The sequence below is a fragment of the Psychrobacter maritimus genome, from assembly GCF_904846345.1.
GTDB classification, from domain to species: Bacteria; Pseudomonadota; Gammaproteobacteria; order Pseudomonadales; family Moraxellaceae; genus Psychrobacter; species Psychrobacter maritimus.
On sequence record NZ_CAJHAJ010000002.1, the window covers coordinates 260069 to 276188 of the forward strand.

Annotated in this window: 14 protein-coding genes; 6 read left to right on the forward strand and 8 right to left on the reverse strand. The window is 43.9% G+C overall.

Annotated elements, in window-relative coordinates; genetic code table 11:
* Window positions 1-107 precede the first annotated feature (107 nt).
* The 3 genes from JMX50_RS03920 to pheA form a co-directional block, all read right to left on the reverse strand.
* A complete protein-coding gene (locus JMX50_RS03920) occupies window positions 108-2435 on the reverse strand; it encodes a bifunctional prephenate dehydrogenase/3-phosphoshikimate 1-carboxyvinyltransferase (RefSeq protein ID WP_227670900.1) in 2328 nt (775 codons plus the stop codon).
* A gap of 133 nt (window positions 2436-2568) precedes the next feature.
* Window positions 2569-3711 carry a histidinol-phosphate transaminase gene (gene hisC, locus JMX50_RS03925; protein ID WP_201628515.1) on the reverse strand — a complete coding sequence of 381 codons (1143 nt, stop codon included), beginning with the start codon at window positions 3709-3711 and terminating at the stop codon, window positions 2569-2571.
* 110 nt (window positions 3712-3821) lie between these two features.
* Entirely contained in the window at window positions 3822-5003 is a 1182-nt protein-coding gene (pheA, locus tag JMX50_RS03930; protein ID WP_201563403.1) for a prephenate dehydratase, read from the reverse strand.
* A 505-nt stretch (window positions 5004-5508) separates the two neighbouring features.
* Between pheA and JMX50_RS03935 the strand changes: the two genes are divergently transcribed.
* Window positions 5509-6450 (forward strand): transaldolase, encoded by a 942-nt coding sequence (locus tag JMX50_RS03935; protein WP_201628516.1) that lies wholly within the window; start codon window positions 5509-5511, stop codon window positions 6448-6450.
* 154 nt (window positions 6451-6604) lie between these two features.
* Window positions 6605-7099 (forward strand): hypothetical protein, encoded by a 495-nt coding sequence (locus tag JMX50_RS03940; RefSeq protein WP_201628517.1) that lies wholly within the window; start codon window positions 6605-6607, stop codon window positions 7097-7099.
* 86 nt (window positions 7100-7185) lie between these two features.
* Here JMX50_RS03940 and JMX50_RS03945 read toward each other — a convergent pair whose 3' ends face one another.
* Window positions 7186-7755, reverse strand: coding sequence for an adenine phosphoribosyltransferase (locus tag JMX50_RS03945; RefSeq protein ID WP_201628518.1), 570 nt, complete (start codon window positions 7753-7755; stop codon window positions 7186-7188).
* Window positions 7756-8097: 342 nt separating this feature from the next.
* Here JMX50_RS03945 and JMX50_RS03950 point away from each other — a divergent pair, with 342 nt between their 5' ends.
* The gene (locus JMX50_RS03950) at window positions 8098-8262 is read left to right on the forward strand and encodes a rubredoxin (RefSeq protein ID WP_183618001.1); all 165 of its coding nucleotides are present in this window, start codon (window positions 8098-8100) and stop codon (window positions 8260-8262) included.
* 28 nt (window positions 8263-8290) lie between these two features.
* The gene (locus JMX50_RS03955) at window positions 8291-9343 is read left to right on the forward strand and encodes an alpha/beta fold hydrolase (RefSeq protein ID WP_201628519.1); all 1053 of its coding nucleotides are present in this window, start codon (window positions 8291-8293) and stop codon (window positions 9341-9343) included.
* Between the two features lie 129 nt (window positions 9344-9472).
* Here the strand turns inward: JMX50_RS03955 and JMX50_RS03960 are convergent, their stop codons facing one another.
* On the reverse strand, window positions 9473-10522 hold the full coding sequence (locus tag JMX50_RS03960) for a WG repeat-containing protein (RefSeq protein ID WP_201628520.1): 1050 nt from the start codon (window positions 10520-10522) through the stop codon (window positions 9473-9475).
* A gap of 316 nt (window positions 10523-10838) precedes the next feature.
* Here JMX50_RS03960 and JMX50_RS03965 point away from each other — a divergent pair, with 316 nt between their 5' ends.
* Window positions 10839-11771, forward strand: coding sequence for a DMT family transporter (locus JMX50_RS03965; protein WP_201624774.1), 933 nt, complete (start codon window positions 10839-10841; stop codon window positions 11769-11771).
* Between the two features lie 35 nt (window positions 11772-11806).
* Here the strand turns inward: JMX50_RS03965 and JMX50_RS03970 are convergent, their stop codons facing one another.
* Window positions 11807-11977, reverse strand: a complete 171-nt coding sequence (locus JMX50_RS03970; RefSeq protein ID WP_201563414.1) for a hypothetical protein — start codon at window positions 11975-11977, stop codon at window positions 11807-11809.
* A 78-nt stretch (window positions 11978-12055) separates the two neighbouring features.
* Window positions 12056-13375 carry a solute carrier family 23 protein gene (locus tag JMX50_RS03975; protein WP_201628699.1) on the reverse strand — a complete coding sequence of 440 codons (1320 nt, stop codon included), beginning with the start codon at window positions 13373-13375 and terminating at the stop codon, window positions 12056-12058.
* A 650-nt stretch (window positions 13376-14025) separates the two neighbouring features.
* On the opposite strand from JMX50_RS03975, the gene JMX50_RS03980 reads away from it, so the two are divergent.
* Window positions 14026-15459, forward strand: coding sequence for an L-serine ammonia-lyase (locus JMX50_RS03980; protein WP_201628521.1), 1434 nt, complete (start codon window positions 14026-14028; stop codon window positions 15457-15459).
* A gap of 89 nt (window positions 15460-15548) precedes the next feature.
* Here JMX50_RS03980 and JMX50_RS03985 read toward each other — a convergent pair whose 3' ends face one another.
* Window positions 15549-15947, reverse strand: coding sequence for a DUF4377 domain-containing protein (locus JMX50_RS03985; RefSeq protein WP_183617989.1), 399 nt, complete (start codon window positions 15945-15947; stop codon window positions 15549-15551).
* Window positions 15948-16120 lie beyond the last annotated feature (173 nt).

The following is a 16120-nucleotide window of genomic DNA, read 5'->3' on the forward strand; positions in this document are numbered from 1 at the left end:
GACAGCACTTTAAGATTCTATAATTTAAAGACCAGTACTTTAAAAACCAAAATTCAAAAACCTATACTTTAAAAGCAAATAATAAGGCTTATTATATTAACATGGCATTAAGCCGCCCCATTATCGACCTTGATAGACATACCAATTTGATTGGCAAGCTCAGCAAATCCTGGGAAACTGGTATTGACGGTTTCAACACCTTCAATGGTAATTTGCTTAGAAGCACGTAAGCTTGCAACCGCAAAGCTCATGGCAATACGATGATCATGATGCGAGATGATATGTCCGCCGCCAAAGACTGGCTGGCTGTTATTCACTTCATTAACATCAGCATTACTGCCCTTGCCTTCAATAATCAGCCCGTCTTCAGTCACCGTACAATCAATGCCTAGCGTTTGTAGACCATCTGCCATGACAGCAATACGATCCGACTCTTTCACGCGCAATTCTTTTGCACCGGTCAACACCGTGCGACCTTGGGCGCAGCTAGCAGCAATGAACAATACTGGGAATTCATCAATTGCTAAAGGTACTAAATATTCTGGAATTTCGATACCGACCAATCTTGAGCTACGAATAGTGATATCAGCGACTGGTTCGCCGCCGACATGGGTCTCATTACTTAAGCTAATATCAGCTTGCATCAGTTTTAAGATATCGATGATACCGGTACGCGTCGGATTGATACCGACTTGCGTTAGCGTCAACTCGCTACCCTGACTGATAGCCGCAGCGACCATAAAGAATGCCGCCGATGAGATATCAGCAGGCACAGCAATATCACCACCTGTGAGCGTGCCGCCACCTTCGACACTAACACGATTGCCATCAACCGTCACAGGATAACCAAAGGCTGATAGCATACGCTCGGTATGGTCACGGCTGACTTCCGGTTGAATAACGGTCGTAGTACCTTTTGCCCAAAGTCCAGCCAGCAATAAGCAAGACTTGACCTGTGCAGACGCGACTGGCATATCATATTCCATACCTTGGAGAGGCTTACCGACAGTCGATCGACCAGTGATACTCAGTGGCGCAGTACCATTATGACCGGTACTTTGAATGACCGCACCCATCTCACGTAACGGCGCGGCCACACGTTCCATCGGGCGCTTGTTTAAACTAGTATCACCGGTCAATACACTATCAAATGACTGTGCAGCTAAGATACCCGCTAGCAGACGCATACTGGTGCCTGAGTTACCCATATACAGAGGTGTCTTGCTTGGCTTTAAACCATTCATACCAACGCCATGGATGGTTAACTTTCCATTATCAGGGCCTTCAATGCTCACACCCATATCACGAAACGCCTGTAAGGTGGCAAGCGCATCTTCACCTTCCAAAAATCCAGTAACGTTGGTGACACCTGTCGCAAGGCTACCAAGCATAATACTGCGATGCGAGATCGACTTATCACCAGGAATGGTAATGGTGCCAGAAACGGTGTTGCTAGGAGTAATATTATAAGAAGCTGACATGGCAGAAGTATCCGTATAAGGGGTGCTGGCTAACATATGGCCAAAATGTCGCCGTGCGGCTTGCGCGCGGCCCAAAAGTCCCATCAGGGCGGTTGAATCTTTATCAATAATAAGCTGGCGCATGGTCTGTAGATAAACGCCATACTCATCAAGGGCGCTCACAATGGCGCTTTGATTGGCAAAAAATATATCATGCCACATTTTAGGGTCGCTGGCAGCAATGCGGCTAAAATCTCGAAAACCACCTGCTGCATAACGAAACATATCTAAATTATCATCGTGACTTGCCAGCTGCTCAACCAAATTAAACGCGAGCAAATGCGGTAAATGACTGGTATGCGCCAATATCGCATCATGATGATCAGCCGCCATCGGCATGACAGTCGCACCTACCGCTTCCCATAACTGCCGTAGCTTAGCAATGGCGTTATCATTGGTCGTTGGTAGCTCGCAGATAATGACGCTATGATTGACAAATAAAGTGGCGCGCCTGGCATGATACCCTGAATTTTCAGCACCAGCAATCGGATGCGCGGGTACAAAGCCCGTTGGTAATGAGGTAAAGACCGTTTTTGCCGCCTCAATGATATTAACCTTGGTACTACAGACGTCGGTTATCATGCAATCAGTAGCAAGCTGTCCGTTATCCATCGCGGTTTTGATATCAAAAAATACGGCCTCTACCGCTTGCACTGGCACGGCGATGACAATTAGGTCACTGCCTGATACCACTTCACTTAAGACGGCACTACCCGCATCTAGCAAACCTTGCTGAATGGCTTCGTCGATGCTTGGCGCATGTCTATCAACCGCCACCAAGCGCTCACTTAAACCATTGTCTTTGATGGCTTGGGCAAGACTTGCACCAATAAGCCCGAGACCAATGACACAAACTTGCTTAAATAACGGCGGCTGACTATGGATATTGCTAATATTATTTTTCTGGCGACTCACGGCGTTTCTCTTTCAACAAACCAACATCAGTAAGCGTAAAGCAAGCTGATATTAGCGTCATAAAATTGAATAATTAATTGAATCAGTTGCTTATTAAACGACAGATAGCTGAGTTTTTATCAGTCATCAGTCATCAGTCATCAGTCAAGATTGAACGTAGGGTATCAATCAGGCGCATATTATCTTCTGCAACCCCTACCGTGATACGTAGCCAGTTAGGCAAGCCATAACTCTCTAGTGGACGGACTATCACGCCCTGCTCTAGCAATGCTTGATGAATAGAAGCAGCGGTTATATCCTCCATCTCAACTTCTATTTCAACCATAATAAAGTTGGCATGCGACTTGATAAACCCTAACCCTAATGCGTCAAACTGCTTCTCTAACCAGCGCATTTGCTCTTGGTTATTGAGCCTCGATTTTTCAATAAAATCTTGGTCAGCAAGCGCGGCGGCGGCAGCGGCGAGTGCCACCCTACTGACATTAAATGGCTGACGAATGCGATTGAGTAAATCTGCGACCGGCACTGAGCTAAGCGCATAACCAACACGTAAACCCGCCAGTCCATAAGCTTTGGAAAAAGTACGTACAATAATCACGTTATCAAATTCATCGAGCAGCGCCCTATTGTTACTCTCAGGGCTATATTCGATATAAGCTTCATCTAACACGACCAATACCGAGCTTGGTACACTAGCGACAAACGCACTTAGCTCTTCATGCGCAAGCTGGGTGCCGGTTGGGTTATTAGGATTGGCGATAAACACCATCTTGGTATTAGGATTGTCCGCTACCGCCTGACTCATCGCCTTTAAATCATGACCAAAGCGACTAGCAGGTACTTCTATGCCTGTCGCTCCTTGCATTTTGGCCAGCATCGGATAAATGATAAAAGCGTATTGGCTATAAATGATGGCATCGTCACTACCAGCAAAACTACTCGCTAGAATATATAGTAAATCGCTAGAACCATTACCCAAGGTAATTTGCTCGACACTGACATCATTGACATCAGCAAGCGCTTGCTTGAGATAATAACCATTGCCATCAGGGTAACGTGCCAATTCGCCCAATTGCTCGGTAATCGCGAGCGTAACGTGCGGTGAGCAGCCCAGCGGATTCTCATTACTGGCAAGCTTTACCACGTCTGAGACGCCATATTCACGCGTCAACTCCTCAACCGGCTTTCCCGTTTGATAAGGCGCCAGCTCTAAAATACTGTCATAAGCAGGCATTAGCGGTGATAAATTTGACTCTGTCGAATGAGATGACTGCATGATTTATCCTTAAAGGTGATAACGCATTTGCTGCTGGTTAATACCTGTTTAGTAATATCTGCTTATTAAGCATTGCTAGCGGTTTGATAAATACTTTAACTAAGCCAGCTTTATAGCACGGCTTTTGGATAAGAACCTAGAATACGCAAATCTTTGACCAATGGTCGGATATCAGCAATCGCTGCACTCACATTTGCGTCTTCAATGTGTCCATCCATATCGATAAAGAACACGTAAGCCCATTTATTCGGACGTTCAGGGCGGGTCTCGATACTGGTCATCGACACGCCATGATAAGACAAAGGCTTTAAGATTTCGATCAGGGCGCCCGCTTTATCATGCGCTGAAACCATAATTGAGGTTTTATCGTGTCCTGATGGCGCTATCGCCTCGTGACCGATAATTAGGAAACGCGTGGTATTGCTTGGATTGTCTTCGATGTTTGAGTAAAGCTTATGTAAATCGTACTCTGCAGCAGCCACATCACCGGCAATCGCCGCTGAATGCCACTCGTTTTTGAGGCGACGGGCTGCTTCGCCATTACTTGATACTGCCACGCGCTCGACATTTGGATAATTAACATCAAGCCAATGACGGCACTGCGCCAATGATTGCTGATGCGAGTAGATACGGCTTAAGCCATCTATCTTGGTATGTTCAGCAACCAAGAAATTCTGGTGAATAGGCAACTCAACTTCACCGATTATCTTTAACGTAGAAGATAAGAAACCATCTAAGGTATGGTTAACCACGCCCTCTGATGAGTTTTCAACTGGTACCACACCATACATCGCCGTGCCCGCTTCGACTTCGCGAAAGACGTCAGTAATGGTATTTAGTGGCACAGTATCAGCAGCTTTACCAAAGTGCTTTAATGCTGCAGCATGGGTAAAAGTACCAACAGGGCCTAAGAAAGCAATACGTTGCGGCGCTTCTAAGTCGAGGCAGACCGACATGATTTCACGGAATAAGCGTGCCATTTTTTCATCGGCAATAGGTCCAGTATTACGCTCCATTACCGCTTTTAAGACTTGCGCTTCACGCTCAGGACGATAAAAAATAGGATTGGTCTTTTCAGCATCAGGACTATTGGCAACGTGGTTTTTCTTCACGGTCGCCACCTGCTGAGCCAGTTTGGCGCGATTGTTAATCAGCGTCTGAATTTCGCAGTCTACCGCATCAATACTTTGGCGCAATGTGTTTAAAAACGCTTTATCAGTTGCAGCCTCGCTGACGCTTGCAGGGGTTTGGTTTATCTTGTCTACATTTTGCTCTGGTGACTGCTCACTCATTACCGCCCATCCTTTTTCTAATGTTGTTACTAAAGTTTATAACTGTTATCTGTTAGCGATGACTGTCTGTGCAATATGCTTGTTTTAATAATAAATGCTTACTTACTTTTGATGTTTCGCGCGAGCCAAACAGCGGATCGGCTCTACTATAGCAAAAACTATCGACAGTGCCCATTCGTAAATGCGCGTAAACGGTCAATTTGCTATAAATCTTAGCACAGTTATACCCTATAACGACTAAGCTCTGTGAAACTATCAGGCTACAGACGCTTAAATCTATGATACAGTTTAAATGCTCTTATTAAAGGCGCATAGTTTTAACAGCGTATAAGCTTAATAGGTTTAAGTTCAAAAAACCGCTAAGACGCTATTGCTAAGCAAAATCCCAAGCAACACCACCATGATAAACCGCTGTATGAATAAAAAAACATCATGGACAACAAATTTAAATAACACCGCTAAATAAGAACATAACAACGTTAATTGACCATACCAAGGATATCTGATGAGCGCATTACAACAGCTTCGCACCATGACCACTATTGTCGCTGATACGGGCGACCTTGCCGCCATTGCGCGCCTAAAACCCATCGATGCCACTACCAATCCCAGCCTCATTACCAAAGCGCTCATTCATCCGGATAATGAAGCCATGCTGTCAGAAACCATGAGTCGCCATCGCGGTGATATCGATGCGGTGATTGATGAGCTGACCATTCAAATTGGCTGTAATATTCTGGCATTGATTGAAGGTCGCGTTTCAACCGAAGTCGATGCACGCTTGTCTTATGATACCCAAGCGACCATTGATAAAGCCTTAAGCTTTATGGAAGCCTATCAAAAAGCAGGTATCGACTCAGAGCGCGTCTTGATTAAGATGGCAGCAACGTGGCAAGGTATTGAAGCGGCTCGTTACCTTGAAACTCAGGGTATTCACTGTAACCTGACGTTATTATTCGGCCAGCATCAAGCGATTGCCTGTGCCGATGCTGGCGTGACGCTGATCTCCCCTTTTGTTGGGCGTATTTTAGACTGGCAAAAACGCCAGCAAAACCGCCTAAACGTTCCCGCTTCAGACGATATGGGCGTGCAATCGGTCAAGCTTATTTATCAATATTACAAGCAGCATGGCTATAAAACGCAAGTGATGGGAGCCAGTTTCCGCTCGACTGAGCAAATATTGGCATTGGCAGGTTGTGACCTGTTAACCATCGCGCCCAATCTTATCGATGAGCTGGCAGCGATGGATGTTGAAGTAACGCGCCAGCTATCACCAAGCATGTCAATGGATTTGGCCGACATGACCAAAGTCAGCTTAACGCACGACGAATTCAGTGCCGCCTATCAGCAAGATACGGTCACACAAGACTTATTACCTAAGGGTATCGATGGCTTTATCGGTGCGCGTGATGAGCTTGCGAAAATGCTAGCAGACATGCGTGATTAACAACCAAACTTACTATATGTCCGAGGCCTCTGCCTGCTAATCACGAGTGCTGAGATTGCCACAGCGTGAACCGCTTGTCATAAAAGAAATTTGCCTGCCCCTATTAAGTTGGCTATGATGAGCGACTTTATATAACAAAAAGCAAGGCTCGATTATGAAACGGCTAGCAGTGATATTAGCAGGTAGTACGCTTGCAATGAGTGGCTATGCGGCAAACTGGTTAGAGGTATCAAAAAGTCAGACTGGCTCTATTTTTAGCTTAGATTTGGATTCTATCGAACGCTCAGACATTCATATTATTGACGAAAAAGCAGTCGAAAATATTACCGTTTCGATTCGTAGAACCTATCCTGCACCAAAAACCGTGGTGATAAAGGATAGTAAAGAAAAAGACAGCAAGCAAGGTAAGGACAAACAGACTAAAGAAACCGACATCCATCATAGCGACCAGCAATTACTCATCTCTTGTAAGGACTCTAGCTACTATCAGCGCGCTTACGTCAACTACGCTGCTGACGATAAAGTGTTAAAGTCTTGGCAATCAGAAAAGCCAATATTGACGACTAAAGACTTTAAGGTGACCAAGCCAAAAACAATTAGTCGCATGCTAGTAGAGCAGGCCTGTAAAAGTTACCAGCAAGATAAGTAACGAAGGTCAAGACAAACTAAATACATGCAAATAAAAAGCGCGCTGAACTATTCAGCGCGCTTTTTATTATGCTAAAAAACTCTTCTCTAAGCTTTTAAAACCGTATAAACCGGCACAGGGAATTCGCCGTGCAAATCAACAAGGTCTAACAATACCAATGCGCCGACCACAGTGTGCTTAGCAGACTTGCACAGCTCATAAGCAGTCATCAGCGTGCCGCCAGTAGCCAAGATATCATCGACCAATAACACGCGCTCAGGTGGCAAATTATTTTGCATCTCAAGCGTGTCTTTACCATATTCTAAAGCATAAGCTTTATTGGCAACCGGTGGTGGTAATTTGCCAGGTTTACGCAGCAAAATCATACCCTTACCCAAGCGACCTGCTAGCAAACTGGCAAATACAAATCCGCGCGCCTCAACTGCACCCAAGCAATCGACGTCATCAAGCAGACCCGCAGGCAGTACAGCTAGCATCTCATCAATCACAGCATTAATATGACTGCGCAGTAACGGGGTAATATCATAAAAATCAATGCCAACTTTTGGGAAGTCTGGTACTGTGCGAATGATTTGCCAAAATGGATGATCAGTATTGAGTATCGGCGAGGATTTGGTTGTGGTATTAGCTGATGAAACGTCGGCAGTAGCGCTCATGATAACCCTTTGCGTATAGTACTGGAAGAGGATATGACAGTGATGGTCGATATCTCAATTGGTAAAATTGGTAGCAAGAATTATAGCATAATCGACTTTATGGCGGAGATAAAACTGGCGAAGTTAGCACTACTAAAACCATTAAGTGGGTACTCTACGACTTGATAAAAGCTGGTTAATCTCAATATACAAGTGTAAACTTAACTATGAAAATTACGGTTATATGATAAACTACGTGCGTTTTTACGGTCTAAATATTGACTATAGTAGTGAATATAAGCCTTAAAAAACACCTAGTAGCACTGGTAGTAATAACAGTGACAATAATCGATAGGACTATTTATGAAACGTTATGAATGTATTGTCTGCGGCTGGATATATGACGAAGAGCTCGGCTGTCCTGAAGAAGGCATCGCGCCTGGCACTAAATGGGAAGATATCCCTGATGATTGGATTTGCCCAGAATGCGGCGTTGGCAAGCTTGATTTTGAGATGCTCGAACTTTAAGCCAATGACCGTTTAAATAGGATACTTCATGACACAATCAAACCCCATCAATAGTGCGCCTAGGATTTTAGAAGCGCCTGAGATTTCAGAGGAAAATGGCAATTATCCAACCCCTGAATCTGAATGGCAGCAATTTGGCAACCATAATTGGCGTGCATCCGACTTAAGCGAGCATCTTCATCAAGCAATGATAGATATTGGTGACGGTATCGAGCTGTGCGTTGAGGCGGGTGGTAATCCAAACAATCCGCCACTACTCATGATTATGGGACTTGGCTCCCAAATGATATTTTGGCCAAATAACTTTATGAAGCGCCTTATCGATGCCGGTTTTTTTGTGATACGTTTTGACAATCGTGATATCGGCTTGTCGTCCAAAGTACAGATTGATGGTTTGCCACGTATCAGTCAGTTAAAAATGATGATGCGTCTGCAAACAGGTCTGTCGAATAAAGGCGCGCAGGTTGCTTATAACTTAACCGATATGGCGGAAGATACGGCGCGTTTAATCAAAGCCTTGCACCTGAATAAAACGCACCTACTTGGCGCTTCTATGGGCGGTATGATTGCTCAAATCGTCGCCGCGCGTTATCCAAGTCTAGTACAGCGCATGGCCTTGATGTTTACCACCACCAACCGCGCCTTTTTAAAACCGCCTAAGCCGAAGCAGTTATATACCCTCATCAATCGCCCTGAGAGCCATTCTGAGCGTGATATTGTGCGTCATAGCGTCTGGTTTATGAAGACTGTCGGTACGCCAGGGCATGTCAATGTGCGTATGGTACGTGACATCGCCAAGATACGTTATCAGCGTAATTTTCATCCACTCGGTACCGTACAACAGCTCAATGCTATTTTAGCCTCAGGCTCGATTAGCAAATACAGTAAGCAAGTTAAAGCACCGACGATTGTGCTGCATGGTAGCGCAGATGGGCTGTTACCCGCCTCGCAAGGACGGGTGGTTGCAAAAACCATTCCCAATGCAAAATTCCATTTAATCGAAGGTATGGCGCACGATATTCCAGAATACTATCAGCCTTATATGGTCGATTTGATTAGCAATCATCTGTTAGAAAAGTAATGTTTTAAGCTTACAAATTTGATTAATGAGCCATAAAAGAGAGTGTCAGAGCGATGGATTATCCATCGCTCTGACACTCTCTTTTTACCTGTAAAATTAAGCGCGATATTGAATGATAAGTACTAATTGTCAATCACAACCAACACTAGCACCCTCTTTATCAATACACATCTTAGCCCCATTTTTTAAATTACCAATCCATGCTTTGCCATTTGTGAATACAAATGCTGGCTGGTCTTTATAACTATCGCCTACGCTCACACCGCTCTTATCAAAACGAAAAGGAATCACCAACTCGCCGCCTAAATTAACAAAACCCCATTCGTTATCGATGCGTACGCCCGCCAGTCCTTCAGAAAATGGACGCACCTCATCAAACGAATACGTAATCATCGTGACATTATTGTCATCAACAAAGCCCCACCTACCATCTTGTTGACGTGGCTGTAGCGTGGTAAAAGGACTAGACGGCGCTGATTGCTGTATCTCCTTGACGTTTTCGTTAGTTGTCGATGTTTGGCTATCAGCCTTACTGTTCGAATTCGGGTCACGCGTGGGTTTGCCATTTTTATCCAACCAGCTGATGGCTTGGTTTTTACGCACGCGCGTCATGCCGCTACGATAATCATCGATATCACTAATCGCGGCAGAAAATGGCACGATTGTTTTATTAGCGGTATCGATGACCCCATAATGACCGTTTTGTTTGACCACGATGCGACCTTCAGACACGGGACGCGCCCAACCTTGGCTCTCCTTGAGCATATCGTACATCGCAGGGATAGTCTCGCGACCTTGCATATTGACGTAACCTACCCGCCCGTTACGCAGTACCGGTAGCAGTCCGCCCGATATTTTATCGGCATCTACTTTTTGATAGCGGGATAAATCAACCACGCTTTTACCTTTTTTATCAATCAAAGCAACTGGTGCGCCAAAATCTTTTATCGCTAAAAAATAGCCGCTACTCGCTGTACAAGAGACATTTTTATAATAACTTTTGGGGATTTTACAGCTGGCTGCTTGGGCATTTGACATCAAAAAAGGCGTAGCGGTTATAATGCTCATCACAAACAGGCTCATCACAAACAGGCTCATAACAAAACTGCCGCGCGACAATTGTAGCGGTAATCTAGATAAAGAGAGTATTTGTCGTCTTGATATAGAACGTAGCAGCATAAGCAAACCTAGGCTAAAAGTAATAGAGGCTATTTGAAAATTTAAAGCGTGTCGTTATTCTAAAACATTCAGGGTTTTAAAATGCAGATAGCCAGTAGAGTAACAAATAGCGACGTTTGCGCCAATGTTATTCCTGTAAGAAGGTGACTGGTTTATTTATAGTGTGTGATAAGTCATTATAAAATAAATCGCCCTAAACCATTCCATTTCGAGTGCAAAACACTGACAATATAGCTTGTATAAATCATCGCTTTAGCAAACAACAATTGAAAAGCATCTTAAAAAAAGCATCATAATAATGAGATAAGGATATTGCATGGCTACTGCCTCTTCACGCTCTGCCGCTACTGGCTTAGTCATTGGTTGTGTTATTTTTGGTTTGGGCAGCTTGATTGTTGCTCATGTCGATATCGGTGGCTGGGCGATGTCATTTTGGCGGCTGGCTATTTCAGGCGTGGTATTTGCTGTATTGGCTAAAGTAACGGGGCAACGATTACCGCGCTCAAAGCGTGCTATTTTTTACGGTTTATTATCGGGCGCATTTTTAGGACTCGATTTGGCATTATGGCATGAGAGTATTTATGCGGTCGGTCCTGGTATCTCAACCTTACTTAATAGCTTACAGATTTTCTTTTTAGCAGCCATTGGTTTTTTATATTTTAATGAGCGCCAATCTATCTTGCAGCTTATCAGTTTATTTTTAGCCATGTTGGGCGTGGCAATGATAGGCAGTCCTGAGTTTGCGCAAAATACCGCCGCGACTTGGGGTTTCGTCACGGGCATCGTCTCAGGCGCCATGCTTGCCGCGTCGATGACCTTTATCCGTAAGACCCACGATACTGAGCCAACGCCGATATTTATGCTCATGCAACTGATTAGCATCGGCGGCGTAGTGGCGATGATTGTCCCGATGTTTGTGTTCGATATGGGCAATATTCTACCCAATACGTGGTCTGAGATTGGTTGGGTGTTGATTTATGGCACCGTAATGCAATGCTTAGCGTGGGGGCTTATCGCCTACTCTATACCTAAGCTGTCCTTGGCATTGACAGGGCTGCTGTTATTGACCGAGCCCATTGCCGCTTTGGTGATTGATTATAGCTGGCTCGATAAACCGATTAATACTTTACAATGGAGCGGCGCACTGCTGACCATGTTTGCCATTTATCTAGGCTCACTGAAACCCAAACCACGCGCATTAAGACGCTACCGATTCTTTGCACGGTTTTATAAGCGTAAATACAAATAAAAGCTAATAATGAGACTATAGTAAATCCAGACTTACTATTTATTTGAAAACAGCTTCTTTGCTAAAGGCCAAACAATTAAGACTGATAGAGCAGCTATAATAGGTGTTGTGAGTGAGCTTGATTTAGGTATTACAAACTCAGATAATAAGGTTGCTATTACTACAAATAGACCTGTAAATAAAGCAACCTTTATATTTTCTTTCATATAACACCTACCCTAATTTATTAATAACCTATAACTTAGTTAACGACATTATAGCTTTATTAACAACCAAGTTATAAGTTAACTTTTTTGAAGATTAAATAAAGCATTTAGCACAATAGCCGTTAAAGTAGCCGTTCCGATACCGCCCAAATCAAAGCCGCCTAGATGCAAGCTAAAATTACCCGTACCCATGATAACGGTGACCGCGGCAATGATTAAATTGCTGTTTTTGCTAAAATCGATATGATTGTCTATCCAAATTTTTGCCCCTGCAATCGCAATCAAACCAAATACCACAATAGATGCGCCGCCCAATAAAGCCGCCGGTATCGTTTGAATAATTGCGCCAAACTTTGGTGATAATCCAAGCAAGATAGCCACCAGACCTGCTACCACAAAAATCGTCGTGCTATATACTTTGGTCACAGCCATGACACCGATGTTTTCTGCATAAGTGGTCACACCGGTACCACCAAAACCTGCCGAAAACGTTGTCGCCAAGCCATCAGCAAAAAATGCCCGACCCATATAAGGCGTTACTCGCGCTTTAGTCATACCTTCGACTGCTTTAAAGTGCCCTAAGTTTTCGGCCACTAAAATAAAGGCAACAGGCGCAATTAATATAATCGCACTCATCTCAAAACGCGGTGAATGAATACTTGGCAGACCAAACCATGATGCTGCTGATACACTAGTAAAGTCAATCGGAACGCCATAGCCGAGCACATTGGTCATAAAGAAATAAGCGATATACGACAATATCAAGCCAACCAACAGTAATAGACGGCGCAGCATACCGCGGGTAAATACCGCCACCCCACTGATAAACAATACCGTCAGCGTGGCCATCCATGCATCAAACTGGTTGGCAGATACCCCTTGAATGGTCACTGGTGCTAAATTCAAACCAATAATCATCACAATTGCACCGGTAACAATGGGCGGCATCAAACGCTCAATCCAGCCTGTACCCGTCTTCATGACCAATAGACCTATCAGCGCATAAATGATGCCACATGCCATTATACCGCCCAAGGCGACATTCAAATTGTCATTAAATCCCACGCCTGCATAAGCCGTCACCGCAATAACCGGCCCAATAAAGGCAAAGCTTGAGCCCAAATAACTAGGCATACGCCCACCGGTAATCATAAAAAACATCACCGTACAAATACCGGACATCAAAATGGCTAAATTGGGGTCAAAGCCCATTAATAATGGCGCCAGCACCGTTGCCCCAAACATCGCAAAAGTATGCTGCACACCTAATAAAACGCTCTTTGCGGGCGGCAAATACTCATTGATACCGACCGGATCACGATCCAAATCACCGCCATACGGACGCCACGTTGGAAACCAACGACCATTATCAAAGTCTGGATTGTGCGGATAACTCATCGCAGCTGCATCAATACCAGCCGCTTCTAATGCATTGTGCGAAGCAGATTCTTGGGTGCTATTTTCGGGGTTTGGAGAATGAGGTTCGGGAATTGTCATGCGCTGTCCTATTTGAGCTGAGAGGATATTAGTCAGCTAAAAAACTGTGAGAAATACAACTATGAGAATACAGATATGAATCCTGTCAAAACGATAACAACTAAGTCATGCCAATCATCAACAACTATAGAGGAATTAAAAAACGATAACAGCAGGAAAGTCATTTACTTTGGCCAAATATAGACCGTCAAATAGGTTCTATTAAAAGTAGTTTAAGGATTTCTGCGACGTTGTTCACTATATAGTGTTAGCAAGATTACAGGATGTTACACAGGTAATGGCTGCGAGCATGATAACGGAGTTCTATGATAAATAAAAGTTATTATTCAGCAGGTCTCTGTACGCCTATACTGAGAGACATTTATAGATAATATCCCATGTTTTTTAAATACTCACATTTATTAAAGTGTGCATTTAAATGAATGCCTGCCCTTGTCATTGTGCTGTATTTATCAAGGCTTTGGGGGCCGTTATCTATTATCTTTTTTCACACCAGTACTTAAGCCTATTTATCACATACGCTGATGCACTGACAATTTATTGGTATTTATATGATTAGTGTTTTCGACTTATTTAAAATTGGTATTGGACCGTCGAGCTCTCATACGGTCGGGCCCATGGTGGCGGCCAATTTATTTTTGACGTCATTGCTTAAGCAAAGCCCATTAACGACGATTAAAAATATTGAAATCGAGCTTTATGGCTCGTTGGCCGCTACCGGTAAAGGACATGCAACCGATACGGCGATATATTTGGGTTTACTTGGACATACGCCGAGTACCATTGATACCCGCTTGACTGGCGAATATCTAGCGCCTATTTTTGCTGATAAACAGCTTAATTTGTCGGGTAAACACATTATCGACTTCGATAGCGAGCGCGATATGTATTGGTACGATGATACGGTATTGCCTTATCATCCTAATGCATTAACCATCCGCGCGTTATTGGCCGATGGTAGCAAGTATCAGCAAACCTATTATTCGGTTGGTGGCGGTTTCGTTATCAACGAAGATGACGCAAACAATCCCGATGAGGATCATGCCAGCCCAACGATTGATATCGTTCCCTACCCGTTTAATACTGCCGCAGAGTTGCTTGAACAGTGCCATGAGCATGGGTTAAGTATCAGTGAGCTGGTACTCGCTAACGAGTGTCACTATCGCAATCAAGCAGATATCTTTAGCTATTTAGATACGATTTGGGAGGTGATGCAGGACTGTGTGACTCAAGGTTGTAAAAACAGTGGCATTTTACCGGGCGGACTTGATGTTAAACGCCGCGCTCACGATTTACATAATCAACTATGCGCTGAAAAAGACTTGCCTATCGCCAAAACCGATAAGCTTGCGGCGATGGATTGGGTTGATTTGTATGCACTTGCCGTCAATGAAGAAAATGCCAATGGCGGTAAAGTTGTCACAGCACCGACCAATGGTGCGGCGGGTATTATTCCTGCGGTCTTGCACTATTATCGTGATTTTTTACCCAATTATAACCAAGATGGCGTCCGTAAGTTTTTATTAAATGCCACCGCCATTGGCAGCTTAATTAAACAAAACGCTTCTATCTCTGGTGCTGAAGTGGGCTGCCAAGGCGAAGTCGGTTCAGCCTGTGCCATGGCAGGTTCGGCATTGGCTGAGATTATGGATGGCTCGCCAGCCAAATGCTTAAATGCCGCCGAGATTGGTATCGAGCATAACTTAGGGCTGACTTGTGACCCGATTGGCGGCTTGGTACAAGTCCCTTGTATCGAGCGTAATGCGATGGGTGCGGTAAAAGCCATTAATGCCGCTCGTCTTGCCTGCCGCGGCAATGGTCAGCACTTTGTCTCATTGGATAAAGCCATTGAAACCATGAAGCAGACAGGCGCGGATATGTCTGATAAATATAAAGAAACCGCTCGCGGCGGTCTTGCCATTTATGCTGACAACCGCATCCCCACGGCTACCCGCGGCGTTAGTGTTAATTACAGTCAATGTTAATGCAAATAATGACTGTCATTATTTAAAATTAAAACCAAAAAAAGCCTCTAATGATTAGAGGCTTTTTCTATAAGAATCTACAACTAAAATTATTCAGCTGTTTTTGAAACAACTTCGTTTAGAATCCAAACTGGCTTAACCACCTGAGTTGCTTCATTCATAACCGCTTCTTGGCGCACATCTAGGATATAGCGGTAATTTGGCTCATAAGTGAAGCCTTGAATATTACCGTTTAAAGGGGTGTAGTTTTTCTGATAAGTCTGACGATATTGTAGGCATTCTGACTCAATTTTATTGCCATTAGCATCTGGCAGCTCACAAACTGCTTTTAGTGGTGCTATTTCTATTTTAAAGCTTGGAATGTTAACCACTTTGACATTCATCGCTTCGCCTTCAACCACCATAGTACGCTCATCGTTCATACCCATGGTAGAACAGCCTGATAAAACAAAAGTCGTCATCAATGCAGCAATTGCTAATTTTTTCATTATTAAATCCTCAGTTTATTAGTATTAATCATTACCTTTTGAACTCATTTTAATCAATTGTCATTATTCAAAAGGTAGTAGGCATTTATGAAGATACTGTGAATAAAAGGTTCGGTTTTGAATCTACTATAACTATAAAGTCAAAGCTATAAAGTCGAGACAAACTCGATTTA

What these genes read in the sequence shown, in the direction of transcription:
- JMX50_RS03945 (WP_201628518.1), bottom strand. Translation starts at nt 7,755, where the DNA reads ATGAGCGCTACTGCCGACGTTTCATCAGCTAATACCACAACCAAATCC.
- JMX50_RS03980 (WP_201628521.1), top strand. Translation starts at nt 14,026, where the DNA reads ATGATTAGTGTTTTCGACTTATTTAAAATTGGTATTGGACCGTCGAGC.
- pheA (WP_201563403.1), bottom strand. Translation starts at nt 5,003, where the DNA reads ATGAGTGAGCAGTCACCAGAGCAAAATGTAGACAAGATAAACCAAACC.
- JMX50_RS03975 (WP_201628699.1), bottom strand. Translation starts at nt 13,375, where the DNA reads ATGAGTTATCCGCACAATCCAGACTTTGATAATGGTCGTTGGTTTCCA.
- JMX50_RS03970 (WP_201563414.1), bottom strand. Translation starts at nt 11,977, where the DNA reads ATGAAAGAAAATATAAAGGTTGCTTTATTTACAGGTCTATTTGTAGTA.
- JMX50_RS03965 (WP_201624774.1), top strand. Translation starts at nt 10,839, where the DNA reads ATGGCTACTGCCTCTTCACGCTCTGCCGCTACTGGCTTAGTCATTGGT.
- JMX50_RS03940 (WP_201628517.1), top strand. Translation starts at nt 6,605, where the DNA reads ATGAAACGGCTAGCAGTGATATTAGCAGGTAGTACGCTTGCAATGAGT.
- JMX50_RS03950 (WP_183618001.1), top strand. Translation starts at nt 8,098, where the DNA reads ATGAAACGTTATGAATGTATTGTCTGCGGCTGGATATATGACGAAGAG.
- JMX50_RS03955 (WP_201628519.1), top strand. Translation starts at nt 8,291, where the DNA reads ATGACACAATCAAACCCCATCAATAGTGCGCCTAGGATTTTAGAAGCG.
- hisC (WP_201628515.1), bottom strand. Translation starts at nt 3,711, where the DNA reads ATGCAGTCATCTCATTCGACAGAGTCAAATTTATCACCGCTAATGCCT.
- JMX50_RS03960 (WP_201628520.1), bottom strand. Translation starts at nt 10,522, where the DNA reads ATGCTGCTACGTTCTATATCAAGACGACAAATACTCTCTTTATCTAGA.
- JMX50_RS03935 (WP_201628516.1), top strand. Translation starts at nt 5,509, where the DNA reads ATGAGCGCATTACAACAGCTTCGCACCATGACCACTATTGTCGCTGAT.
- JMX50_RS03985 (WP_183617989.1), bottom strand. Translation starts at nt 15,947, where the DNA reads ATGAAAAAATTAGCAATTGCTGCATTGATGACGACTTTTGTTTTATCA.